Source organism: Acetobacter syzygii (genome assembly GCF_000964225.1).
Lineage (GTDB): Bacteria > Pseudomonadota > Alphaproteobacteria > Acetobacterales > Acetobacteraceae > Acetobacter > Acetobacter syzygii.
The window spans coordinates 128,191-152,436 of record NZ_BAMZ01000014.1 but is presented as its reverse complement, the minus strand read 5'-3'; the positions used below and the strand labels follow the sequence as shown (position 1 = coordinate 152,436).

At 57.6% G+C, this 24,246-nt stretch carries 18 protein-coding genes; 5 read left to right on the top strand and 13 right to left on the bottom strand.

Translation table 11 applies throughout. From position 1 onward, the window contains the following. Positions 1 to 4: 4 nt before the first annotated feature. Positions 5 to 757, bottom strand: a complete 753-nt coding sequence (locus tag Absy_RS06705; RefSeq protein WP_048853960.1) for an orotate phosphoribosyltransferase — start codon at positions 755 to 757, stop codon at positions 5 to 7. A 269-nt stretch (positions 758 to 1,026) separates the two neighbouring features. Here Absy_RS06705 and Absy_RS06700 point away from each other — a divergent pair, with 269 nt between their 5' ends. Further along, positions 1,027 to 1,266 carry a hypothetical protein gene (locus Absy_RS06700; protein ID WP_084596971.1) on the top strand — a complete coding sequence of 80 codons (240 nt, stop codon included), beginning with the start codon at positions 1,027 to 1,029 and terminating at the stop codon, positions 1,264 to 1,266. 174 nt (positions 1,267 to 1,440) lie between these two features. On the opposite strand, the gene gltA is transcribed toward Absy_RS06700, so the two are convergent. From gltA to Absy_RS06680, 4 genes are all read right to left on the bottom strand, one after another. Then, a complete protein-coding gene (gltA, locus tag Absy_RS06695) occupies positions 1,441 to 2,751 on the bottom strand; it encodes a citrate synthase (RefSeq protein WP_048853959.1) in 1,311 nt (436 codons plus the stop codon). Between the two features lie 150 nt (positions 2,752 to 2,901). Further along, positions 2,902 to 3,447, bottom strand: a complete 546-nt coding sequence (locus Absy_RS06690) for a SixA phosphatase family protein (RefSeq protein ID WP_048853958.1) — start codon at positions 3,445 to 3,447, stop codon at positions 2,902 to 2,904. A 15-nt stretch (positions 3,448 to 3,462) separates the two neighbouring features. Beyond that, a complete protein-coding gene (locus tag Absy_RS06685) occupies positions 3,463 to 3,783 on the bottom strand; it encodes a chorismate mutase (protein WP_173957239.1) in 321 nt (106 codons plus the stop codon). Between the two features lie 69 nt (positions 3,784 to 3,852). Next, positions 3,853 to 4,596, bottom strand: coding sequence for a metallophosphoesterase (locus Absy_RS06680; protein ID WP_048854011.1), 744 nt, complete (start codon positions 4,594 to 4,596; stop codon positions 3,853 to 3,855). A gap of 308 nt (positions 4,597 to 4,904) precedes the next feature. On the opposite strand from Absy_RS06680, the gene Absy_RS06675 reads away from it, so the two are divergent. Continuing rightward, positions 4,905 to 6,422 (top strand): acetyl-CoA hydrolase/transferase family protein, encoded by a 1,518-nt coding sequence (locus tag Absy_RS06675; RefSeq protein ID WP_048853956.1) that lies wholly within the window; start codon positions 4,905 to 4,907, stop codon positions 6,420 to 6,422. 131 nt (positions 6,423 to 6,553) lie between these two features. On the opposite strand, the gene Absy_RS06670 is transcribed toward Absy_RS06675, so the two are convergent. From Absy_RS06670 to Absy_RS06635, 8 genes are all read right to left on the bottom strand, one after another. Further along, positions 6,554 to 7,321 carry a hypothetical protein gene (locus tag Absy_RS06670; RefSeq protein WP_048853955.1) on the bottom strand — a complete coding sequence of 256 codons (768 nt, stop codon included), beginning with the start codon at positions 7,319 to 7,321 and terminating at the stop codon, positions 6,554 to 6,556. Further along, positions 7,308 to 11,855, bottom strand: coding sequence for an AAA family ATPase (locus tag Absy_RS06665; protein WP_048853954.1), 4,548 nt, complete (start codon positions 11,853 to 11,855; stop codon positions 7,308 to 7,310). The genes Absy_RS06670 and Absy_RS06665 overlap by 14 nt, the downstream gene beginning before the upstream one ends. A gap of 46 nt (positions 11,856 to 11,901) precedes the next feature. Next, entirely contained in the window at positions 11,902 to 12,522 is a 621-nt protein-coding gene (locus tag Absy_RS06660; RefSeq protein WP_048853953.1) for a DsbA family protein, read from the bottom strand. A gap of 69 nt (positions 12,523 to 12,591) precedes the next feature. Continuing rightward, positions 12,592 to 13,539, bottom strand: a complete 948-nt coding sequence (locus tag Absy_RS06655; RefSeq protein ID WP_084596957.1) for a hemolysin family protein — start codon at positions 13,537 to 13,539, stop codon at positions 12,592 to 12,594. Beyond that, positions 13,536 to 14,018, bottom strand: coding sequence for an rRNA maturation RNase YbeY (gene ybeY, locus Absy_RS06650; RefSeq protein WP_048854010.1), 483 nt, complete (start codon positions 14,016 to 14,018; stop codon positions 13,536 to 13,538). The genes Absy_RS06655 and ybeY overlap by 4 nt, the downstream gene beginning before the upstream one ends. A 43-nt stretch (positions 14,019 to 14,061) precedes the next feature. Continuing rightward, the gene (locus Absy_RS06645; RefSeq protein ID WP_084596953.1) at positions 14,062 to 15,159 is read right to left on the bottom strand and encodes a PhoH family protein; all 1,098 of its coding nucleotides are present in this window, start codon (positions 15,157 to 15,159) and stop codon (positions 14,062 to 14,064) included. Further along, a complete protein-coding gene (gene miaB / locus Absy_RS06640) occupies positions 15,156 to 16,574 on the bottom strand; it encodes a tRNA (N6-isopentenyl adenosine(37)-C2)-methylthiotransferase MiaB (RefSeq protein WP_048853951.1) in 1,419 nt (472 codons plus the stop codon). Before miaB ends, Absy_RS06645 begins: the two co-directional genes overlap by 4 nt. 171 nt (positions 16,575 to 16,745) lie before the next feature. Beyond that, positions 16,746 to 17,834 (bottom strand): lysophospholipid acyltransferase family protein, encoded by a 1,089-nt coding sequence (locus Absy_RS06635; protein ID WP_048853950.1) that lies wholly within the window; start codon positions 17,832 to 17,834, stop codon positions 16,746 to 16,748. On the opposite strand from Absy_RS06635, the gene Absy_RS12870 reads away from it, so the two are divergent. The 3 genes from Absy_RS12870 to Absy_RS06625 all read left to right on the top strand — a co-directional run bounded on the left by Absy_RS12870 (position 17,833) and on the right by Absy_RS06625 (position 24,234). Further along, positions 17,833 to 17,958: a hypothetical protein gene (locus tag Absy_RS12870; protein WP_261764743.1), complete on the top strand. Its 126-nt coding sequence runs from the start codon at positions 17,833 to 17,835 to the stop codon at positions 17,956 to 17,958. The two genes, Absy_RS06635 and Absy_RS12870, sit on opposite strands and share 2 nt — an antisense overlap. Positions 17,959 to 18,082: 124 nt before the next feature. Next, the gene (locus Absy_RS06630) at positions 18,083 to 20,020 is read left to right on the top strand and encodes an autotransporter assembly complex protein TamA (RefSeq protein WP_048853949.1); all 1,938 of its coding nucleotides are present in this window, start codon (positions 18,083 to 18,085) and stop codon (positions 20,018 to 20,020) included. Beyond that, positions 20,020 to 24,234 (top strand): translocation/assembly module TamB domain-containing protein, encoded by a 4,215-nt coding sequence (locus Absy_RS06625; RefSeq protein ID WP_048853948.1) that lies wholly within the window; start codon positions 20,020 to 20,022, stop codon positions 24,232 to 24,234. The genes Absy_RS06630 and Absy_RS06625 overlap by 1 nt, the downstream gene beginning before the upstream one ends. Positions 24,235 to 24,246: the final 12 nt, after the last annotated feature.

Genomic DNA, 24,246 nt, shown 5'->3' with positions numbered 1-24,246 from the left:
GGTGTTATTTGTCCTTGCGTGCCTTAAATTCAGCCGCTTCTTCCAGGCTGCCTACACCACCGCGGCGTGCGGACCAGCCACAGGGATCTTCCAGAAAGCGACGGACTTCGGATGCCGCTTCTTCGGAGAAGTAGGGGCGGGTGGAGCAGGCTTCCAGCACGTCCCACCATGTGCACAGGGAATGCAGGGCGACGTTCATGTCCGTGAGTGTCTGCTGTGCGCCGGGGAATACACCGTAGTAGAATACCACAAAGGCATGGTTCACAATGGCACCGGCGTTACGCAGGGCATTGGCAAACTGCACCTTGGAAGCACCATCGGTGGTCAGGTCTTCTACCAGAAGAGTCCGCATGTTTTCTGGCACATCACCTTCGATTTGGGCGTTGCGGCCAAAACCTTTCGGTTTTTTGCGAACATAGGCCATGGGCAGCAGCATACGGTCAGCCATCCATGCGGCAAATGGAATGCCTGCGGTTTCTCCCCCCACAATGGCTTCCAGACTTTCGTAGCCAACGTGACGACCGATTTTTTCCACACCCAGTTCAACAATTTTTGCCCGGGCGCGAGGGAAGAAGATAATCCGGCGGCAATCGATGTAAACGGGTGACTTCCAACCCGATGTGAGGGTGTAGGGTTCTTCGGGGCGGAAATTGACTGCTTTGATTTCAAGCAGCAGGCGTGCGGTGGTCAGGGCGGCATCGCGATCCCATTCGCTGGACTCTCCAGAGGGAGAGGTAATGCCTGCTGGCGACATCATGGCAGATTCCTTGCAATTATGGTGGTTGAAGCTGGATTGGCATACCGCTAGCTGCGCCTAAAATCCATGCCTGTTCTGTTTGTTCGCGCTATTTGCCCTCCACTTTGGGATGAAAACAGGCAGATTGCTGGCTTGCGCCGGAAAGCAGGCGGCGTAAGATCATTGTGATAATCTGTGTAAAGTAAAACGCAATTTAAACCTTGCGTTGGTGCCAGATGTGGCGTTAAATGCTGCCAATTGAGATTGGTTATCATTTAGGGATGAATGTCGTGGCTATAGAAGCAAGTCGGATCGCACGGAATTGCGAGCGGGCCGTCATCACGGCGTACACGGAACTGCGTGACGTGGGGACGGCAGACGTTACAGCGTTTAATGCCTGCACCACCCTGTACCGTATTCATCATCCCGAGGCATCCTTGAGCGAAGCACGTATGCTGGTCTCGGAATGGATCGATCATCATATGGTACGCAAGGCTGATGGCCCGACTCCTGGTTGCAACTGCGCCTGAATTAAGCATTTACAAACTGGTGTGGTGGAATGTGGCGGATGCTCATAAAAATGAGCATCCGCTTTTTTTTATGTAAGTAACGATGCCTAAGGCATTTGGTTCTGAAAATTATAAAAAAAGCTGGCCCGTTTTGCGACGGACCAGCTTTTGGCAACCCGGAGGAGAGTAAGCCTTTTAACGTTTGTTAAAAGGAACAAAATCCCGCTCTGTTGCGCCAAGGTAAAGCTGGCGCGGACGGCTAATGCGCTGGCCGGGCTCTTCAATCATTTCTTTCCACTGGCTGACCCAGCCGGTCGTCCGGGCAACGGCAAACAGCACGGTAAACATGCTGGTTGGAATACCCATGGCCTTGAGAATAATGCCGGAGTAGAAATCCACGTTCGGGTAGAGCTTGCGCTGCACAAAATAGTCATCGCTCAGGGCAATGTTTTCCAGTTCTACTGCCAGATCAAGCAGTGGATCGTCTTTAATCCCCAGTTCGTTCAGAACTTCGTGGCAGGTCTGCTGCATAATTTTGGCGCGTGGGTCAAAGTTTTTGTAAACGCGGTGGCCAAAACCCATGAGCTTGACGCCGCTGTTCTTGTCTTTGACCTGAGCAATAAAGCCCGGAATATTTTCTTTTTTGCCAATGTGCGCCAGCATTTTCAGCACGGCTTCGTTTGCCCCGCCATGTGCTGGCCCCCACAGGGCGGCAATGCCAGCAGCAATACAGGCAAAAGGATTAGCCCCGGTAGAACCTGCCAGACGGACAGTGGAGGTTGACGCGTTCTGTTCATGATCGGCGTGGAGGATCAGAATCCGGTTCATGGCGCGGGCCAGAACGGGGTTGACCTTATAAGGTTCGGACATGCGTGCGAACATCATGGACAAAAAGTTTTCCGCGTAATTCAGGTCATTGCGCGGGTAAATAAAGGCGTCGCCCTGCGTGTATTTGTATGCCCATGCAGCAATGGTCGGAATTTTTGCAATCAGACGCATGGCCGCAAGTTCCCGGTTTTCGGGAATGGCAATGTCGCTTGCGTCTGGATAAAAAGCGGAAAGAGCGCCAACCGTGCCACACAGAATGGCCATTGGGTGGGCATCGCGCCTGAAGCCATTGAAAAAGTTGCGGATCTGCTCGTGTAGCAGGGTGTGGTTGGTCAGGGTGGAAGAAAATGTGTCGTACTGCGCTTTGTTTGGCAGTTCGCCATTGAGCAGAAGGTAGATCACCTCTTCGTAAGAAGCGTTTTCCGCCAGCTGGGCAATAGGGTAACCACGGTGCAGCAGAATGCCTTTATCACCATCAATAAAAGTAATTTTGCTGTTGCAGGAGGCCGTTTCGCCGTAACCGGGGTCAAAGGTGAATACACCGAGTTCAGCTGGCAGTTTGCGGATATCAATAACATCCGGTCCAAGTTTGCCAGAAAGTACGGGCATTTCGGCGGTCTTGCCACCGACGGAAATGGTGGCGGTGGACTGCTTACCCTCGTTCTGCGACACGCTCATGGTGTTTCCTTTAGCATAGTGGGGTCACGGTCGCGGCTGCGGCCTGCTGTTTGAGTGTTGTCTCCCATTCGAGAGCAAACAAAAAGGTTCATCCCGATAAACCGCGCGTTATCATACGTATGAAGCGGCAGAAAACTGCGGTTTTTTCTCTCAGGGTCGCGTGAATGTGTGCAAATTGAGGCTCATGTTATCGCAATTTGCCCAAGAGGTCTGATCGGGAACAAGGTCGCTTCCGATCATGGTAAAGACCGCCACAGAGGCAGGAGCGAATCCCATGTCCAGTTGATGGTTGTGGCTATCCAGCCACCGGGCAAAGTCGGAAATACCCGGGTTATGCCCAACCAGCAGGACAGTGCGGGCCTGCTGGGGCACCTGCCGGACCGCTGCTGCAAGGGCACTGGGTTCTGCCTCATATATTTCAGGGCATAGCTGCACAGTGGGTATGGTGGCAGGGCTAAGCCCGCTTTGTAAGCCTGCAAGGGTCTGTCGGGTTCGCTGGGCCGGGCTGCACAAAACAATGTCTGGGGTCAGGGCATGGCTTTGTAGCCAAAAACCGCACCGTACGGCAGCTTTCTCTCCATCCGGTGTCAGGCGGCGTGCCATATCCGCTTCTTGGGAAAAGCAGCCCATATCAGGGGAGACCGCTTCCGCATGGCGGAGCAGAATCAGGCGGCGTGGTGTTGGAGACTCTGTCATCAGCGCAAAGTGCGGTTATGGCGTCGCGGCTGGTGGGGCGGACTCACGTGCAATGGCTTCGTGGTGCCGGATGACTTCATGGATGATGAAGTTGAGGAATTTTTCGGCAAAATCCGGGTCCAGATGAGCATCTTCCGCCAGACGGCGCAGGCGCGCAATCTGCTGGGTTTCTCGCGCAGGGTCTGCTGGGGGCAGTTGGTGGAGGGCTTTGAGTGCCCCGACCGCCTTGGTGCAACGGAAGCGTTCTGCCAGCATGGCAACAAGAGCTGCGTCAATATTATCGATGCTGCGGCGGAGGTCCTGCAGGGCTTCCGGGGGGCATGGCTGGTTTGTCACGATGATCAAAGTCTCTGGCTGCGTGGAAAAAGCATTATGAAAGCGTTATAAACGCGTAACGCTTAAACGTTAACAGACAAAAGGTTTTTCATCCACCAAAGGAAAAGGCAGGTCCACCCACGCCAGATGTCCGCCTTTGCCTGCACCCGTATCCACAAATATGGCGCGCCCACCCGATCTGCCCTCAATGGTAAGCGGGCAGCCATTGGTGGAGCGCTGGTCATGGCCGCAATAAACGGTATAGCCATTTGGAATGTGGTTGACCCAGTTGAGTGTACGTTCGGGAAAACCATCCGCCTGCATCCGGCTCGTGGTCTCGCCAAACAATGCGCGAGACAGCAGATAGGTGACCCGACCCAGCGGAGGCGGGGGTGGTTCGTTCAGCATGTGCGGGTCAAATGCGCCATGCACAAAAACCGTTCGCCCCATAACCAGCCATGCTGGTGCCTGTTCCAGTGCTGGCAGCACATCTTGCAGAACATCCAAATTGTCGGGGGCAAGGAGCTGGGCCAGCGTGTCGTCCAGATGAGGGGATGAACGAAGTTTTTTGCCCATAAGGGCACGGCCCAGTTTGCGGTCGTGGTTACCAATCAGGAACAGGCCGCGTCCCTCCCGCTGGACCTTGAGCATCAGGCGTAGAACACCGGCGCTGTCTGGTCCGTAATCCACCAGATCACCCAATTGAATAATAAAACGCTCAGTGGCCACGGCATGGCGGAAGGCTTCCAGATCGCCATGCACATCGCCCACAATGCGGAGTCCTTTCTGCATTGCGTTCTTCACGTTTTCGTCATGCCGGGTATCCGTGAACATTCCATCCATACCTGTTCTTTTCTAACCTTCATGTAGGCTTTTCGAGCGAAAACAGGAACGGTGCTGGCAAGTTTTTTTTGAAGAGGGCATACGGATGCACAAGTATGTGACGCGCCAGAGCGTTCTGTTTGCGCATAGGGTGCAAGTGCTTTCAGGGGTGGAAACAAACCTGAAAAATGCAGAGGAGGACACAGAACCACAACAGGGATGCAGGCTGGCCCGCAGGGGTATTGAGCGCAGAATGCTGTGGGGATTTGTCCCTTTTGTATGTTCGGAACAGTTGAGAAGAAAAAACAGGAAGGCCTCTCATGACAGAGCGCATTCGGAACGTCGCGCTGCGCAGCAAGGTTTGTCCGGCTGAGGCCGCGGCAAAGCTGATCCGAAATGGTGACGTGGTCGGCACCAGCGGTTTTACAGGCGCAGGTTACCCCAAGGCCGTGCCAATGGCGCTGGCCAAGCAGATGGAAGCCGCCCACAACCGTGGGGAAAAACACCAGATCAGCCTGATTACAGGCGCATCCACTGGCCCGCAGCTGGATGGTGAGCTGGGCAAGGTGGATGGCGTGTACTTCCGCTCGCCGTTCAATACCGATGCAGCCATGCGCAACCGCATTAACTCTGGCGAGACAGATTATTTTGATAATCACCTCGGTCAGGTGGCGTTGCGCGCACATCAGGGGAACTACGGCAAGTTCGATGTTGCCGTGGTGGAAGCCACCGCTATTACGGAAGAAGGGGGGATTGTTCCAACCTCTTCTGTTGGCAACTCACAGGCTTTTCTCGATCTGGCCGATAAGGTCATTATTGAGGTCAATGAATGGCAGCATCCGGGGCTGGAAGGCACCCACGATGTGTGGGACGGCAACAGCTACGGCAATGCCCCGCGGGATGTTATTCCACTCTCCCGCGCGGATCAGCGGATCGGCCGTACCTTCCTCAAGGTGGACCCGGCTAAAATTCAGGCCATTGTGCGCACGAACGACAGCGACCGGAATGCACCGTTTGCAGCGCCTGATGGCACAGCCAAAGCCATTGCCGGTTATCTGCTTGATTTTTTTGAGCACGAAGTCAAACAGAACCGTCTGCCTCCCTCACTGCTGCCGTTGCAGTCTGGCGTTGGCAACGTAGCCAATGCTGTTCTGGATGGTCTGAACGAAGGACCATTTGAAAATCTGGTTGGCTTTAGCGAGGTTATTCAGGATGGTATGCTTGCCATGCTGGATTCTGGCCGTATGCGCATTGCCTCGGCAACGTCCTTCTCTCTCAGCCCGGAAGCGGCAGAAGAGATTAATAACCGGATGGACTTTTTCCGTTCCAAGATCATCCTGCGTCAGCAGGATATAAGCAACAGCACAGGCGTTATCCGCCAGTTGGGCTGCATTGCCATGAACGGCATGATTGAGGCGGATATTTACGGTAACGTCAACTCGACCCGAGTTATGGGATCAAAAATGATGAACGGTATTGGTGGTTCGGGCGACTTTGCCCGCAATGCCTATCTGTCCATCTTCTTGTCCCCCTCTACGGCCAAAGGTGGAAAAATCTCGGCTATTGTGCCCATGGCTGCCCATGTGGACCACATTATGCAGGACACCCAGATTTTTGTAACCGAACAGGGGTTGGCAGATTTGCGCGGGCTTTCCCCCGTCAAACGGGCACAGGCCATTATCGAAAAATGTGCACACCCGGATTATCGTCCGATGTTGCAGGATTATTTTGACCGTGCGCGTAAGGACTCGTTTGGCAAGCACACGCCACACCTGCTGACCGAGGCTCTGTCCTGGCACCAGCGGTTTATTGAAACAGGTTCCATGCTTCCCGCATAATCGGGAGCAGCCGGTTCATTGTTATGGCCCTTGCTCTTTGTTCAGGAGCAGGGGCTTTTTTTATGGTGGAAGAGGCAACTTATTGAGCGTCTTGCCGTTAACTTTGCAGACGTAGCTATGGAACGTTCTGGTTATTCGGCGTGGGCCAGTGGTGCAGCAAGCGATGTGGTGAGCTGATAGGGCTGATGGGTGATCATAATGTCAACCGGTCTGTTTGCCAGAAAATCAGCCGTGGAAACCTGAGACGATGGCGTGTCCGTAATAATGGCTTCGGCATCGCGGTGAACCAGCGAGAACAGGCTGGGTGATGCAGAAGGGGAGAGGTACGCAGCGTAAGGGTGACGCCCCGCCATACGGTGCGCGTTGTAGGCATCGCGCTCGGAATTAACGTGAATGGCCACCATAACCTTGGAATCGGCTTTTAGGGCGGCAGCGGCGTCTTTGTAATCTGCCGGAACAAAAATGACCCGGTCACGCATATGAGCCTTGCTGACCTGGCGAGCGACCTTTTTAGGGTCAGTCCCGTGCAGATCCAGCATAAGCAATGTGTTTGAATGGCTTGCCGTATCCAGAACAGTGGCAAGCGAACTGCTCCCCGGTTCCACATCGACCTGCCCATCCGCACCACTGGTAAGGCTCAGACGCACCATGCTCGGTCGCTCAATGGACGATATGGTGGCGGCCTGTGCAATGTTCTGTGTGCCGGTATTGCTGGCGCACATAATAAGACCATGATGAATGCGCGCCATAATACCACTGGTTTTTGTGTGGTGGATTGCCAGTAGCGTCACAGAGGCAACACAGAGAGTTGCCGCAAAGGCAATTTTTTTCAAACACCTGCGGGAACTGGTGGCATTGCAGCAGACAGATATGCCATCGCCCTTTTCAGGATGTGACATGAGTGGGTTCCTTGTTCTTCTGACCGACCATGGAGGCCGCTTTAGCCAGATCAACAGAAAGAACGCGGCTTACTCCGCGCTCCTGCATGGTTACACCAAATAGCTGGTCCATATGGGCCATAGTGAGCTGGTGGTGTGTCACAACCAGAAAACGCGTACCGGCTTCGGCAACCATGTCACCAAGCAGCGCGCTAAAGCGCCCTACATTGGCGTCATCAAGTGGAGCATCCACTTCGTCCAATACGCATATCGGAGCAGGGTTACAGCGGAAAACAGCAAAAATCAAGGAAAGAGCGGTTAAAGCTTGTTCACCTCCCGACAGGAGCGAGAGCGTGGCCAGCTTTTTGCCGGGTGGCTGCGCGTAAATTTCCAGCCCGGCTTCCAGTGGATCATCACTGCCAACCAGCCCCAGATGGGCACGTCCGCCGCCGAACATCCGTGTGAAGAGAGACTGGAAGTGCTGATCAACCTGCGTAAAAACAGCCATAAGCCGTTCCCGGCCTTCCTTGTTGAGCGAACCAATGGAGCCGCGCAACCGGGTTATGGCTTCTTCCAGATCTGTCATTTCCGCGCCCAGAGTCTGGGCCTGGGTGGAGGCTTCCTCTGCTTCCAGTTCCGCGCGCAGGTTGACGGGGCCCATATCATCCCGCTCACGGCTTAACCGGCTGATCTTGCGGCGGAGCGAGGTTTCCGTCCCTTCCGTCAGGTCAGAAACTGGTTGTCTGGGAGGGACCGGCGTTTCTACCAGAAGCTGGTCTAGAATGGCCTGCGCCTGCTCGCTTTTGCCCTCTGCTTTTAGCAGGTTCTCACGGGCAGTAGCCAGTTCACCTTCGGTTTTGCGCCGCTGTTCGTGGGCGTTGGTCAGAGCGGCTTCGGCCTCGGCGCGGAGCTGGTCGGTCTTGGTAAAATGGTCTTCTGCATCTTCCAGAGCAGCAAGTGTGCTGGCTTTCTGCTGCAGTGCTGCTGTGGGGAGTTCTGCGACCCGGCTGTGATTGGCGCGGGCACTTTCCAGCCTCTGGAGGGCATTGGTATTGTCCGTGCGTGCCGTGGCTTCGCGGGCAGTCCATTCTGCTTCGGCTGCATTCAGGGCTTCCAGCCGGGCAGTCAGTGTGGAGGCTTCGGCTTGCAGGGCTGCGCGTAGTTCGCGCGTTGTATCCAGATCACCCAGAAGAGTACTGCGTTGTGCCGTAAGCTGCTCCAGTCTGGCCGGAGCATCGGCCGGGAGTGCTGCCAAGGCGGCTTCCAACGTAGCCTGAGCAGCCTGGAGGTGTTGTTCTGCTTCCGCGCATTCGGTGTGTAATTCTGCCTGTCGCGGGTTCAGGCCAGACAGGCGGCTGCGCAATGCCAGACCTGTTTCTTGCAATGTGCGGAGGGCCTGTGCGGCGGACGTTGCCTGCTCGTTTGCCTGTACGGCTGCCTGCGTTGCGGCGTGCAGGGCTGATTCGGCTTCGCGCAGGGTGTTCTGGGCGACTTGCAGAGCCGCTTGTGCCTGTTGCAGCGCGTGGGCGGAGGCAAGGCGGCCTTCGAGTTCGGCTACACTTTGGGACTCGGTTGCCAGATTATGGCGCAGACGTTCGAGTTCGGGGGTTAGGGTTTCCAGCCGGGTGGTGGCAGAGGCATGTTGCTGCTCGGCCTGTGCCAGCTTGTCCTGTGCGGCCTGCAACGTGGCCTGCGCCTGTTTGAAGGCGGTATGAGCCTGCTGCTCGGCAGCCTGTGCCGCTGCATTTTTCTCCCGCGTAGCAGCAAGCGCAGACTGAATATCGTGTAATGATGGCAGATTATCGTGCATGGACTGGGCATTGGCCACAGTGGTCTTGGCTTCAGCCAGCGCAGCCTGTGCGCGGTCATGCTGGGGCAGTATGGCATCCACGCGTGCACGGTAGGAGGCGTGGCGTCGTTCAGTTTCGGTCTCGTGTGCACGGGCTTTTTGGAGTGCCTGTTCCTGCGTATGCCGTGTGCTCCGGAGGTCCTTGAGTAGGTCTTCGTTGGTTTGCAGGGCCGTAGCGCAGGTGGCTACCTGTTCTTCCAGTGCGGGCGCATTGGCCTTGAGCGCCGTAATGCGGTCTTGTGTTTCGCGTAGAATGCGGCGCTGGGCCAGCCTGCGGGCTGCGGTGCTGCTCCCTCCTGCGTGGGCATAAAAACCATCCCAACGCCACACGTCACCCGCTTTGGAAACAAGGCATTGCCCCGGTGCCAGAGCCTGTTGCAGTTCATGCCCCTCTGCGCCATCGGGCAGAACCCCTGTGCAGAGCAGAACACGGTCCAGCTCCGGTGGAGCTGTAATGGCGTGCTTTAGCGCGATTGCTCCACCGGGCAGGGCGGGCATGTTGTCTGGCGGGAGTTGCAGCCAGCCTTGCGGTGCATCTGCTGCCGCGGGGGCATCCAGCCCTTCTGCCAGAGCGGCTGCGAGCGCGTTCTCGTATTCTTCAGGAACAGAGATCAGGGCGGAAACGGGGTTTTCCGCCACCGCGCTGTCCTGCCCCAGAGCCTGATCCAGCCCTTCTGCCTGCGCCTGTAAGCGGGTTAGTTCGGTCTGGAGTAAGGTTTGCTGTTCGTGGGCTGTGGCATGGAGGGCTTTGTGCTGGTTCAGGCTCTGCTCGGCCTGTTCCAGTGCTTCTCCCGTCTGGGCGAGTGCCTGTTCCTGTTCGGCGCGGGCTTGTTTGGCCGATTCCAGCACACTGTCGGCAATGGCCTCTGCCCGAACTTTTTCCAGCTCACGTGCAAGAGTTTCTGCTTCCTGCTGTGCGCGCTGCTGTGTGGTGCGGGCGGTGCGGAGGGTCTCGGTCACATTGCGCTGGTGGGCTTCGGCCTCCTGCGCAGTGCGGCTCGCATCGGTAAAGGCTGTACTGGCCGCGCGGCGCTCTGCCTCGGCTTTTTCCTGTGTCTGGTGTGCCAGATCAAAGGCTGCGGCGGCGTTCTCTTTTTGTGTTTGCAGGTGTGTCAGAACCTCTGGTTTGACCAGAGCTTCCAGTGCCTCCGCGTGGCGTTTTTCCGCAGTCTTGAGTTCACCATGCAGCGCATTCAGGCGTTGCCGGGCCTGATCCAGTGCCTTTTTTTGCTCATTCTGGGCTGTTTCGGCTGCCTGCGCGTTATTTTTGGCAATCGAGAGGTCAATATTGCACTGGGCTGTCAGGCGTTCTGCGTCTTCCTGTGCCGTTCTGGCTGCCTGCTGGGCCAGAATGGCCTGATCTGCGCAATCCTGCGCTGTTGTCAAAGCCTGCTCGGTAGGGAGTTGGGCTTCCAGCGCCGCAATATCTGCCTGAATGGTATTGAGCGCATTGCATACCCGTTCATGCTGGGTGCGGGCATGGGTTAAGCCTTCTTCCGCCCGCTCCTTGCCTGCCTGCGCGGCGTTCAGCTCTGCGGTCAGGCTGGCAAGTGCCTGTTCAGTTTCGCTCAGTTGGGAAGAGAGCTGTTGCAAGTGCTGCCCGGCTTCTGCTGTGCGGGTAGGCAGCGATGTCTGGGCCGCTAATGCCTCCGCCTTATTGGCTTTCAGGCGTTCTAGCGCGGCCTGTGCATCCTGTAGGCGGATTGTTGCAGCCTGTGCATCGGCTTCGTGTTGCTGCAACAGTTCGGCGGCGGCCTGTGCCTGTGCTGCTGCACGTTCTTCTTCCCGAACAACGCCTTCTGCCAGCACACGGCACCGCTCCAGCGCAGTACGGGCAGCATCGGCTTGCTCACGGAGGGAGGGGAGGGCTTTTGTGGCCTCAAATTCCGCCAGAACCGCAGTTTCTGCGGCTTCTTCATGTTCGGTCAGGCTTTTACGGGCCTGTGCTGCGGTGTCCGCTGCCCGTGCAACGGCCAGTCTGGCCCGTGCGTGTAAAACCGCCAGTAATTCGGTTTCTGCTTCCCGCAGGGCGGCCGAAATTTCCCGGTAACGCGTGGCTTCGCGGGATTGCTCGGTCAGCCCCTCCAGGCGTTCGGCCAGTTGCTGGCGGCGGTCTTCTGCCCGGGTCAGGTTGTTTTCGGTCGCGCGGAGCTTAATCTCGGCTTCATGCCGTCGGGCATGGAGGCCAGTAATGCCTGCTGCTTCTTCTAAAATGCTGCGGCGTTCTTCCGGCCTTGCACCAACCAGCATGGCCACCCGGCCCTGACTGACCATGGCGGAAGACCGTGCGCCAGATGCCAGATCGGCAAAAAGGGTCTGTACATCGCGTGCACGTACCGGACGACCGTTAATACGGTAATCACTGCCGGACCCACGCTCTGCCCTGCGGGTAATCTGGAGTTCGTCCAGATCGGCAAAGGCTGCGGGGCCGAACCCTCTGGTGCCTTCCAGCGTAACCGTGACCTCTGCCAGCGAACGGGCCGGGCGGCCTGCTGTGCCAGCAAAAATAAGGTCATCCATTTCTCCCCCGCGCAGGGAGCGCGCGGAGGATTCGCCCATAACCCAGCGTAGTGCTTCCACCACGTTGGATTTACCGCACCCGTTAGGGCCAACAACGCCGGTCAAACCGGGTAGCAGCTCCACGGTTATGGGGTCGGCAAAGCTTTTGAACCCCACAATGCGGAGGCGAACAAAACGAACCGTCATACAGACACGTATTTTTCTGGTCGGAAGGGCTGACTGTTTAAAACAGTCAGCCTGCCTTTGTCAGATATTTGACAAAATCATCGTAGGAGAGGGCGCTAGACACCTGCTCCTTGTTGTTGAAGCGGAAGGTCGGCGTGGATTCAATGTTATATTTATCCTGCGCTTCGCTCTGCTCTTTCATAATAAAATCAAGCAGTTTCTGGTCTGTTACGGCTTTTTCAAACGTTTCTGCAGGCATACCGGCAAAAGCTGCAATTTTTTGCAGTTCGGCTTTATGGTCGGCCTCGTTATTGTAGGCCCAGCGGTCCAGACTGGAGAGAACTGCCGAGCAGAATGGTTCGTATCGTTCTGCAGGCAACGTCCGGGCAACCATGGCAGCAAGGGTTGCAAGCTGATCGGTCGGGAAGTCGTGGAAGACGTAGCGGATCTTGCCCGTGTCGATCAGGTTCTTTTTAACCTGTGGGAAGGTCTCTTCCGCAAAATGCGCGCAATGGATGCAGGTCAGGGAGAACCATTCTTCCACAACGATCTTGGCATCCGGGTTGCCCAGAACGCGTGGCGTAAAGCGTGCATCCGGTGCATCGGCTGCAAAAGCTCCGCTCTGGAGGGACCCGGCAGTCAGCGCCGCACCCGTGGCGACAAGAAAAGAACGACGTGTAAAGGACATGAGAACCAAGCCTTCCCGATCAATGGATCACAATTCAGCAAACAGGGATGGAGCCAGAAAGAACAACCGTCAACCTGTTGTTGACGGTTGGGCTGCCAGTGCCTGCGGATTGGGGGAGTTTTCCCCCTCGCTTACAAGCCTGCGGACCCGCACGCGGCGAATATGCCGGGCATCGGCATCCAGCACGCGGAACAGGTAGCCGTTTTCGTGCGTGAGTACCTCGCCCCGGGTCGGAACATGCCCCGCCATGCGGAACACAAGGCCACCAATGGTTTCGATCTCAGCTTCTTTTTCGCTGTCGGTCAGAATCGGGCCAATTTTTTGCTCAAACTCTTCCACCGGGCAGCGGGCATCGACATCAAACGAACCATCAGGGCGGGGGGTAATCAGAACAGCTTCTGGTTCATCATGTTCGTCCGAAATATCGCCCACAATGGTTTCGATCAGATCTTCAATCGTTACCAGCCCATCAATCCCGCCGTATTCGTCAATCACAAGGGCAAGGTGCATGTGGCGCTGGCGCATCTGCAACAGCAGGTCGAGTACGGGAATTTGCGGGGCAATAAACAGTGGCTGGCGGAGCAGGGGTTCCAGATTGAACGCCTCGCTGGTGCCAACATAAGCAATCAGATCCTTAACGTGGATCATGCCGACAATGTCATCAAGCTGGTCACGGTAAACGGGCATACGGGAGTGGTTTTCCCGCCGCATCATGGCCAGTGCTTCGTCCAGACTGATGGAAACGGGCATGGCAACAATATCGGCCCGTGGCACCATCACATCATCAGCGGAGATATTGCGTAGCCGCAGGATGTTGGCAATAAGCGCGCGTTCCTGCCGGTCTAGTTCCGGTTTTTCACCATCTGGCGCGGTTTCATCACCGGCTTCTGCGGCCTGCTGTACAAGGGCCGCAATGGAACTGCGTAGCCCCCCCGTTGGTTTTTTGCGCTGAAAGAAGGAGAACAGGCCGCGCCCGGAAGGCTCCACCCGTTCAGAAGAGGTGTCGTGTTCACTCATGACCGGGTCTTCCACGGGTTAGGCACTTTCATGCGGGAAAGCAGGCGGGATTCCAGCATTTCCATTTCCCGTGCTTCGCCTGGGTGGTGATGGTCGTATCCGGCCAGATGCAAGCTGCCATGCACAACCAGATGGGCCAGATGGTGGCTGACTGGCCTGCCTGCCTTGCGTGCTTCGCGGACTACGGTTTCCAGCGCCAGAATAATATCGCCACCAGCGTAACCCGGAGGGGGCTCGAATGTCAGCACATTGGTGGGTTTGTGCTTGCCGCGGTGCCTGCCATTAAGGAGCCGCACGGCCCGGTCTGTTGCCAGCACAACGCTGCCTGGTTCCAGCCCGTACTCTGCACAGGCTGCCAAAGCGCGCCGCACGGTTTTTTCGGGCGCAGGCACATGGGAGCGCCAGCGTATGTCCCGGACCAGCACTTCCGTGCCGTTCTGGAGGCATTCATCATGAAAACTCTCTGGATACGGGTCCATATCCAGAGAGTCGGCCACCTCTTGCGTCAAGACGGGGGCAAGACTACTTCGCGGTTCCATTGTTCTCCTGACGGCCCTTGTGGCGGGAATGCCCTTTTTTATCAGCCGTCGTCGTCTTTGCATCATAAGCTTCAATAATGCGCGCGACCAGCTTGTGTCGCACAACATCTGCTGCTTCAAAACGGGAAATGGTAATTCCCTTTACGTTTTCAAGCGTATTCACGGCATCCTGCAGGCCCGATGGGGTGTCGTATGGCAGGTCGATCTGTGTCAGATCCCCAGTTACAACCATGCGAGACCCCGGACCTAGCCGGGTTAGAAACATTTTCATCTGTGCAATGGTGGTGTTCTGGGCTTCGTCCAGAATAACAAATGCGTGGGAAAGCGTACGCCCGCGCATGAAGGCAAGGGGGGCAACCTCAATCTCGCCAGCGCTCATGCGGCGCATGACCTGATCACCGGGGAGCATGTCGTGCAGGGCATCGTAAAGAGGGCGCAGGTAAGGGTCGATCTTGTCCTTCATGTCTCCGGGCAAAAAACCCAGCCGTTCACCGGCTTCGACCGCAGGGCGGGAGAGAATGATCCGGTCAATCGAGCCTGCCAGTAAAAGAGATACGGCCTGTGCTACGGCCAGATAGGTTTTGCCCGTTCCGGCGGGGCCAATGCCAAACACAAGCTCCCTGCTGGCCAGTGCGCGCATATACTCAGCCTGTCCGGGGGAGCGGGGTTCTATGTTGCCATGCCGCAATCGGATAACGGGAAGTGCGGAATCGTAGTTTGCAACAGGGGTTGCCGGAGCAACAGACAGGGGGAGGGTGGGTCTGCTTTCATGTACTTTGGACATGCGTATGGCCGCCTCTACTGCGCTGATGTCTATGGTCTCTCCCGCCGCCAGCTTTTGGTAAAGCAGGCTCAGGGTTATACGGGCGAGAGACGTGGTCTCGGGCAGACCACGAATGGAAATACGGTTGCCACGCCGTGCAACGTCCACTTCCAGCCCTTCTTCCAGGCAGCGCAGGTGCCGGTCGTGGTCACCGACCAGACGGGCAAGAAGCGCATTGTTTTCAAATTGCAGCGTTACGGGCTGAGCCAGCTCCGCAACCGCGACGGAAGGAGGGGGGGACGTGCGCGTGGTATTCAAGCGTAAACTTTCTCCTCTTCCAAAAGACCGCCCAGTGAGTTGGTCAGGCGTTCTGTTATGCGCACTGGCAGTTCCTGACCGATCAGGTGGTCAGGCCCGATCACATGGACCGGCTGGAGCCAGGGGGAACGTCCTGCAATCTGTCCGGGTTTGCGCCCTTTGGATGTAAACAGAACGGGTACGGTTTTGCCAACCATGGAGGCGTTAAACGCATCCTGCTGCTCGCGCAGAAGCTTTTGCAGCGCTTGCAGGCGGGCATCCTTTACATCCTCGGGAACCTGCAGGGGGGCTCCCGCAGCGGGAGTGCCCGGGCGCGGGGAGTATTTAAAGGAATAGGCCAGTGCAAAGCCTACATCGCGCACAAGCTGCATGGTGGCTTCAAAATCTTCCTCCGTTTCACCGGGGTGGCCGATAATAAAGTCGGAGGACAGGGCAAGGTCTGGCCGAGCCGCACGCAGGCGATGGACAAGGTCACGGTATTCGTCTGCCGTGTGACCTCTGTTCATGGCGCGCAGAATACGGTCAGAGCCGGACTGCACGGGCAGGTGCAGGAACGGCATAAGCTGGGGGAGGTCGCGGTGAGCAGCGATCAGCGCATCATTCATGTCCCGTGGGTGGGAGGTGGTGTACCGTATGCGTGAGAGGCCGGGAATTTCCGCCAGTGCATAGGCCAGACGGGTCAGATCCCATACGGTGCCATCTGGCCCTTCCCCATGATAAGCGTTGACGTTCTGCCCCAGCAGGCTGATCTCCTGCACGCCGCTTTGGGCCATGCGGCGGGCTTCGGCCAGCACGGACTGCACGGGGCGGCTGCTTTCTGCCCCGCGTGTATAAGGCACCACGCAAAAAGAGCAGAACTTGTCGCACCCTTCCTGAATGGTCAGGAACGCGGTGTAGTTGCCCGGTGTTTGCGGGGCTTCGCTTTCCGGCAGAAAATCAAATTTCTGCTCTGCGGGAAAATCGGTTTCTATAATAGCATTGCCCGCACGGGCCGCACGGGCCACCATTTCGGGCAGCCGATGGTAGGTTTGTGGGCCAAGCACAATATCCACATACGGAGCGCGGGCCAGAATTTCCTGCCCCTCGGCCTGAGCAACACAACCAGCTACGGCAATAATGGTCTGCTGCCCAAGTGCTTTGCGCGCCTCCTTGATCAGCCGTAGCCTGCCCAGTTCGGAAAAAACCTTTTCCGCTGCGCGGTCGCGGATGTGGCAGGTGTTGAGGATAATCATGTCTGCCGTATCGGGCGTGTCCACCGGCTGGTAGCCCAGCGGGCGCAGAACATCCCCCATGCGTGCACTGTCGTACACGTTCATCTGGCAGCCCCAGGTAATCACATGCAGGGCGCGTGATGGTGCTGTCTGGTCGGGGGTTCGGGTCATAATGGCTGCCACTCCGCTCTGCCGCAGGCCCATTCCATGCGACGGAAAGAGGACATCAGGCGAGAGGCGGCGCAGGTCAAGCTTCTTTTCTCACGTTTGGCGTGTGAGCGGGGGTGCATCGTGCAGAATAAGGGCCATGCCGTGCCTGACAGTGTGGTCTCCTGTCCTGAACAGTGCGGAAGCCGCAGGGTGCGCTTCCGCTGGTTATGTCCTCTTTTTGAATGAAGCAAAAAATGAGGCCGCCCTGTCAAGCAGCAGTTTTGTTTTCTTGGTATGGGCAGGCAAAAAATTGGCCGGAAGCGAGGCCGCATCAAACCGCCCGGACTGGATCCGGGGTTCGCGGTTTTGCCGCAGGTCCGCGCAGCCAGCGGCTACGGCGGTCCATGCCGTCTGTGCCAGCGCCTTGCGGCTGGGGAACATGTCCGGGTCCAGCGGTTCGTGCAGAACAACGGTTACGTGGGAGCGTTTCCATTGCAAAAGCTGCCAGACATGGGGTCCAAGATCCATATCGCCATACCATGAAAAGACCGGGCGGCGGAAACGGCTGATCGGCAGACCTTCGAGTTGGTCATACACAAGGGATACGGGCTGGATGAGTGGCGCCATGCCGGGTTTATAAGTTACTGGCAGCAGGCTTGGGTCCATGCCTTCCTTGAGTTTGGGGAGTTTGGCTATGGCAAAAAAAGCCGACATGAAAGGCAGAACGCGCGACCCATCGGACGATGTTCCTTCAGGGAACAGCACCAGATTATCGCCATCTACCATGCGCTGGATCATCTGATCGCGTTCGCGCCCGGTAGTGCTGCGCTGGCGGCTGACAAAAATGGTGCGGCCAATATGGGAGACCAGCCCCATGACCGGCCATTTTTCAATATCGCCCTTGGCAACAAAGACAGATGGCAGCAACGTGCCCAGCACAGGCACATCCAGCCAGGACATATGGTTGGAGATGTAAATAACCGGGCGTTCACCCCGTTTGCGCGCCTTTAACCCGCCAACAGTGCCCGCCCGCTTGCCTTTAACGGATATACGCAGGCCAATAATGCGGCACAGCACGCCCCAGATGACCCGCGTCCAGCGGATTTTGGCCGTGCCGGGAACAGGGAGCAGGCAGGCCTCAAACCCAACGGAAAGAGGAACCCACACAAGGAGTCCCATCAGTCGTATGGCTGAACGCGCCTCCCCTGTACGGCGGAACAACGCATCTACCCATGCAGGAAGGGGAGAGATCGGGGCGGAGGCAGGCGTGCCCAAGGGCAGGGGCTGCGTAGGTTGGTCAGGCTTGGTGCGCATGGTCCTGCTTCTGCCAGAGGCTGGCCGGGCAGGCCAAGGAACGGGCAGTAATGTGGAAGAAACACAAAAACATGCGTTCTCATACCGCGAAGATGGGCACGGGGACAATCCATCGCGTGTGTGAAGGTTTTTTTTGGCGGATGGATCTAATTTTTGTCATGGTGTGGTTATAGGCAGGGTAGATATGCCAAAATACAGCCGGGTAGGAGGTCACATGGCCTTTATTTGGCAACGGACAGACAAGGATAGTGGCCGTTTACAACCGTAACTTACTGGTCAGGTTTGCCGGAGCAACGAATCGCCTTTTGGCTGGAGCCGTGCTCTGGAGCGCATTTACGTGTGCCGTGCGTGCGGCAGATCCGCAGCCATACGTCACAACTCTGGCCCCCACGGGGCAGAGTGATCTGGATACTGCGCTTAAAACTTCGTCCGATCTTTTAAGCCTGCAGGCTACGCGTGCGGTGGGGCCGTTTGCGCTGGCAGGGCGTGTCCGTAATGAATATGACCGCCTGCGCGGAGCACTGGAAAGCTGCGGATACTATGATGGAACGGTGCATATCCTGCTCAAAAGCAGCAAGCAGGGTGTTACCATGGATGGTATGTCCACCGCTCTGGCATCGTGGATTGAGACCGTTCCTGCAAATGAAAAAGTGGATATTACGGTCAAGGTGGATAAAGGGCCACTGTTCCATCTGGGAACCGTCAAGCTGGTGGAAAGTGCAACGGGTGTTGCCCCCCATCTGAGCGATACGGAGCAAAAGGCCTTTGGTTTGCACGCGGGGCAGCCAGCCGTGGCGGCAGATGTACTGGCCGCAGGGGGCCGATTGCTTGATGCCCTGCGCGAGAGCGGACATGCCCTTGCGCAGGTTGATAAACCCATGGCGTACCTGCGCCCGGCAAGCAGAACACTGGATATTGTTTACCCTGTTGTGCCGGGGCCGGTGCTGAATATCGGCCAGATCAGCACAGATGGGCTGAAAAAGGTGCATGAGTCCTTCGTGCGTAAACGACTGACCGTGCATGAAGGAGAGTTGTACCAGCCCTCCCGCATAGAAGCGGCCCGGCAGGATCTGACCACCCTTGGTGTTTTTTCCAACGTTACGGTCAGGGATGGTTCCGACAAAGCGGTTAATGGCACCATGCCGCTCGATTTTTCCTTCCAGGAAGGCAAGCGCCATTCCGTCGGGGCAGAATTGGGGTATTCCACCGACCTTGGTGCGCGTGTGGGCGCAACCTGGACCCACAATAATCTGCTGGGCAATGCCGAGCGCCTGCGCCTGACAGCCCTGATTACGGGTCTGGGCGGGTCGGCCCAGCAGGGCTTGGGTTACGATGTGTATGCCGACTTTTTTAAGCCAGACTTTCTGGAGTCCCGGCAGAATCTTAATGCCCGCATAGAGGGGTTGCGGCAGTTGTTCTGGTCCTACCGGCAGACGGCCTTGCTGCTGCGTGGTGGGGTAACGCGCCCGTTGGCGAAAAACTGGAACGGAAATTTTGGACTGGCTGCGGAGCAGGAAAGAATCGAACAGTTCAACGTGTCACGAAGCTATACAATTCTGTCAGCGCCCTTGTCGGGCATGTACGACAACACCGGTGTGGGCAACCCGATTGAGCCAGCCACCCATGGTGTGCGTGCCAGCATTAACGTAACGCCCTCGCTCTCTTTGGGGGATAAGGGTGGCAGCACATCATTTTTTACAATCATGAACGCCACGGCCTCCACCTATGTGGATTTGCACAAACTTGGCATCAGCCGTCCTGGACGCAGTATTTTTGCATTTCGTGGCACCATAGGCAGTATTCAGGGCGCAGGGACATGGGACATTCCACCCGACCAGCGCATGTACGCAGGGGGGAGTGCTACGGTGCGAGGTTATCGCTGGCAGGGGGTTGGCCCCCAGTACGGGCATACCAAATACGCCATTGGTGGTACGTCGCTGGATGCAGGGTCGGTGGAATACAGGCAGCGTTTGTTTAAAAGCTTTGGCATGGCCGCTTTTGCAGATGCGGGGCAGGTAGGCAGCAGCAGTATGCCTTTTACCGGTACCCTGCGTGTGGGTGCGGGTGGTGGTGTGCGGTATTATACGCCCATAGGCCCGGTTCGGCTGGATGTGGCGGTTCCCCTTAACCGTGCGCCACGGGGCGATACGTGGGACCTTTATATCGGGCTGGGGGAAACATTCTGATGCCGCAGTCCACTCCAGCGCCCCCGCGCCCTGTTTGGCGGCGTGTTGGGCGTTTTGCGCTGTTAGCCACAGGTTCGCTTGTAGGGATTGGTGTGCTGGCAACCACCGTGTTGCTGGTAGGGGCCAATACCGGGGCCGGGCGGCGGATGCTCATCCGGCAGACTACATCGCTGACCGGGGGAATGGTCACGCTCTCCGGTCTTTCTGGCCGTTTCCCCGATAATTTTCGTGTGGCAACGCTTGAGATTCATGACAGGCAGGGCGCGTGGCTCACACTGCATGATGTCCGGCTGGACTGGTCACCTCTGGCCATGCTGGGGCGTCAGGCTCGTATTTATGCCTTTACGGCGGCCGAGCTGGATATTCCACGCCTGCCTGTGTCCGATTCCGCAGCGCAACCTGCAAAAGCTGAGTCACCTTCCGCGCCCTCCTCCTTGCGACTGGGGGTGGATATTCGCAAGCTGGAGGTGGAGCGGATTAACGTGGGGGCGCCTCTGGCCGGGCAAGCCGCCAGTTTTAGCGTGAGTGGTCGGGGTAAACTTGGCAATATTGACCCGGTTATTAATGGGTTAAGCCTGCCCAGACTCCCTCGGTCGGATATTGCATTGCAGGTCAAAAGGCTGGATGTGCCAGGGCAGATCAGCCTTGCCACGGCAACAGGCGGTGGCAATCTGTCCCTTCATCTGAACGCCAGCGAAGGTGCGAACGGTTTTGCCGTAACCCGTTTGGGTATGCCGCAACTGGCTCCCATTGCGCTCAAGCTGGATATGCAGGGGCCTGCCAAGGCTGCCAGTCTGGCGTTTAATGCGTCCGCCGGTGCCATAAGCGCACAGGTGCGTGGTACGCTGGATCTGCTTGGGCAGCAGCTGACGGCATTGGAAGCATCGGCGCAGGCCCCGCAGATGAGTCTTACGCCCGATATGGGGTGGCAGGCGGTGCGGTTTGCCGCACGTTTGAGCGGTAAAATGGCTGCACCACATGGTACAGCGCAGGTGGATATTGACCAACTCGCTGCCTCCGGTGTACAGGTCGGTGCTCTTAAGGTTCGGTTTGCAGGGGAAGGAGCGCCTGCTCATGCTGCTGCCGAACAGCTCCATCTGACCCTGACGGCGGATGGTCTGAGACTCCCCGGTAAAGCCCCAACACTGCTGGCAGCGGCTCCCTTAACGCTGGATGCTACAGCCAAACCCGGCGTGCCGGGTATTCCGGTGGTCTTCAGGCTTGAACATCCGGTTGCCTCCCTGTCCGGGACGGTGCAGGCCGCCAGCCCCCAGAAGGGGACACTCAGCCTGAATGTGCCTGACCTGCTGCCCATAGGCGAAGCCGCAGGTGTGCCCTTGCGCGGTCATGCAGGGTTGAATGTGCAGTTTGACCGCCCGCTTAACCCGCAGGGCGATACGCATTTGGCGGTTAATGGCCCGCTGGCCATTACCGGGGGGCAGGCTCAGGCGGCGGGGCTGCTTGGCCCGGATGGGCAGATTGCACTTGTGGCTGCCATGCGCCCGTTGCCCGCGCAGGGCAGCCTGCCTGCGGGGCAGCAGATAGATCTGTCGTCCCTTACCCTTAGCGGGCAGGCGTTGGATGCCAAGGTGCATGGTAGCCTGCAAACCGGGCGGACTGTGGATATGGCAGCCACTATTGGCTTGCCAGCACTGGACAAGCTGGCACCGAGCCTGCGGGGAGATGCTACTCTGGCGCTTGCCCTTAAAGGACCATTGCAGGATTTTGCGGCTACGCTGGGGGCAAAAGCCAATATTGGTACGGCCACAATGGCCAAAGGGTCATTGGTGCTGGATGCCTCTGTTGCCCATTTGCCCACGCTCCCTCAAGGCACGCTGGGCCTGAATGGTGTGCTGGATCGTGCGCCATTGCAACTGGATGTGGCTTTTGGGCAGGCAGAGGATGGAATACGCCACCTCGACCTGCAAAAACTGGCGTGGAACAGCACAAAAGGGCAGGGTGCGCTAACGCTTGCACCAAAGGAAATTATACCCCGTGGTAATCTGGACCTCAGCATAGGGCGGCTGGCTGATTATGGTCCGCTTGTCGGGCAAAAACTATCGGGTTCCATGGTGGCATCGGTGAATACCACCACTGTGGCGGACAAGCCTGTGGTGGCGCTCAAACTCAAGGGTAATGTTACAACGCCAGTGGTGCGTGTTGGGTCTCTTGCTCTGGAGGGTACGGTTGCCGACCCGGCTCTCCACCCCACTCCGGACCTGACGTTACGTCTGGGTGGCCTATCCGCGGCCGGTGTAACCGGGCAGGCGCTTGTGAGTGCAAAAGGCCCCGATAACGCAATGCTGCTTACGGCTCAGGTGGGGCCAGCAAGCTGGTCGGGCAAACCTTTGGCACTGAATACGCAGGCTGTACTGAACCTGCCGGACAAGCAGGTCAAACTCCAGAAACTGAGTGCTACAGCCAAGGAAGAAATCCTGCGTTTGCAGGCCCCGGTCCTGGTGTCGTTCGGGGATACGCTGGGTCTGGACCACCTGCGGGCGGTGCTGAGTGCGCCGGGGAGCCAGCCTGCAACACTGGATGTGGCGGGCAGGCTCAAGCCCAGCCTGTCGGTTACGGCGGATATTCGCAATATTACTCCGGCGTTGGCGCAGCCGTTTGTACCCGGCTTAAAAGCCACGGGTGTGGTCGCGCTTTCTGCCAGGCTTTCTGGTGCCTTGGATAAGCCCGAGGGCAAGGTGCAGCTGAAGGGGAGCAATTTGCGCATGGCGGGGAGTTCCGCCATGGCATCTGTGCCACCATTGCAGGTGGAGGCTACGGCCAATCTGGCCCGCACACAGGCACAGGTGCAGGTCAATGCCTCGGCAGGGCCCAAGCTGGGGGTGCAGGTGCGTGGGAATGCGCCGCTCTCCAAAGCCGGAGCGCTGGATTTGCGGACTGATGGCCATCTGGACCTGAGCATTGCCAACGGCATTCTGGGGGCACAGGCACGGCAGGCGCAGGGGCAGATGCAAATGGCCCTACAGATCAAGGGGACTACCGCATCCCCCGCCATTACGGGTGCGATTGATCTGATCAATGCAGATTTTCAGGATTTTGCCCAAGGCTTCCACCTGAGCGCGATCAATGGTCGTGTGGTTGGGGCACGCGACCGGATCATGATTCAGAATCTGAACGCCAAGGCAGGGGATGGCACGCTTGGTGTGACCGGCTTTGTTGGCGTTGCCATGCCGGGAATGCCCGTTAACCTGCACTTGCTGGCCAAAGATGCCCGCCCGGTTACAAGCGACCTGCTGACCGCCATTCTCAATGCGGACATAACGGTTAATGGGCAGATTCAGACCCGTATGGATGTTGCGGGGGGAGTGGAATTGCGGCGGGTGGAAATTAATATTCCCAACTCGCTGCCTTCATCCGTTGCACGTCTGGATGTGATCCGCCCCGGAGAAGAAAAAAAACGTGCGGAGGAGGAACTGGCGGCCAGTACCCACAAGTCTGTTATTGGGCTGGACCTCAAGCTGGTCTCTCCGGGCAAGTTTTTTGTGCGTGGTCATGGGCTGGATGCGGAAATGGCAGGCCGCCTGCGGGTTACGGGCAGCACGCAGGCCCCTGTTGTAACGGGTGGGTTTGACCTCAAGCGTGGTAATTTTGACCTTGCCGGAATTTCTCTCAACTTCACCAAAGGGCGGGTTGGCTTTAATGGCTCGGGCGTTGGCCACAAACTGGACCCAACGTTGGATTTTGAGGCTGATCGTGCGGTTGAAGGGCAGACAGCCATGCTCAAGGTGGGTGGCTACGCCAGTGCGCCCAAGATCAGCTTTGATTCCATACCATCCCTACCGCAGGATCAGGTGCTGGCCATGCTGCTCTTTGGCACCGATGCCCGCTCCCTTTCATCCACCCAGATGGTGGAGGTGGGTACGGCGCTGGCAACCCTGACCGGGCTTACGACCTTTGACCCGATGGGGACTTTGCGCAAAACCTTGCATCTGGACAGGCTGGCCGTGGGGGGCGGTTCTGGCGTGGGTAATGGCGGGAGCAGCGTGGAGGCGGGTAAATACGTTATGAAAGGTGTTTACGTAGGGGCCAAACAGGCCACCTCCGGTTCCGGGACTCAGGCACAGGTTCAGGTGGACCTGACCAAGCACCTCAAGCTCAACACCACGGTAGGCACCGGTGGGTCCGTAACCGGCTTTACCACGCCGGAAAATGATCCGGGCAGTAGTGTTGGTCTGCTATGGCAGTACCGTTATTAGAACCTGCGCAGC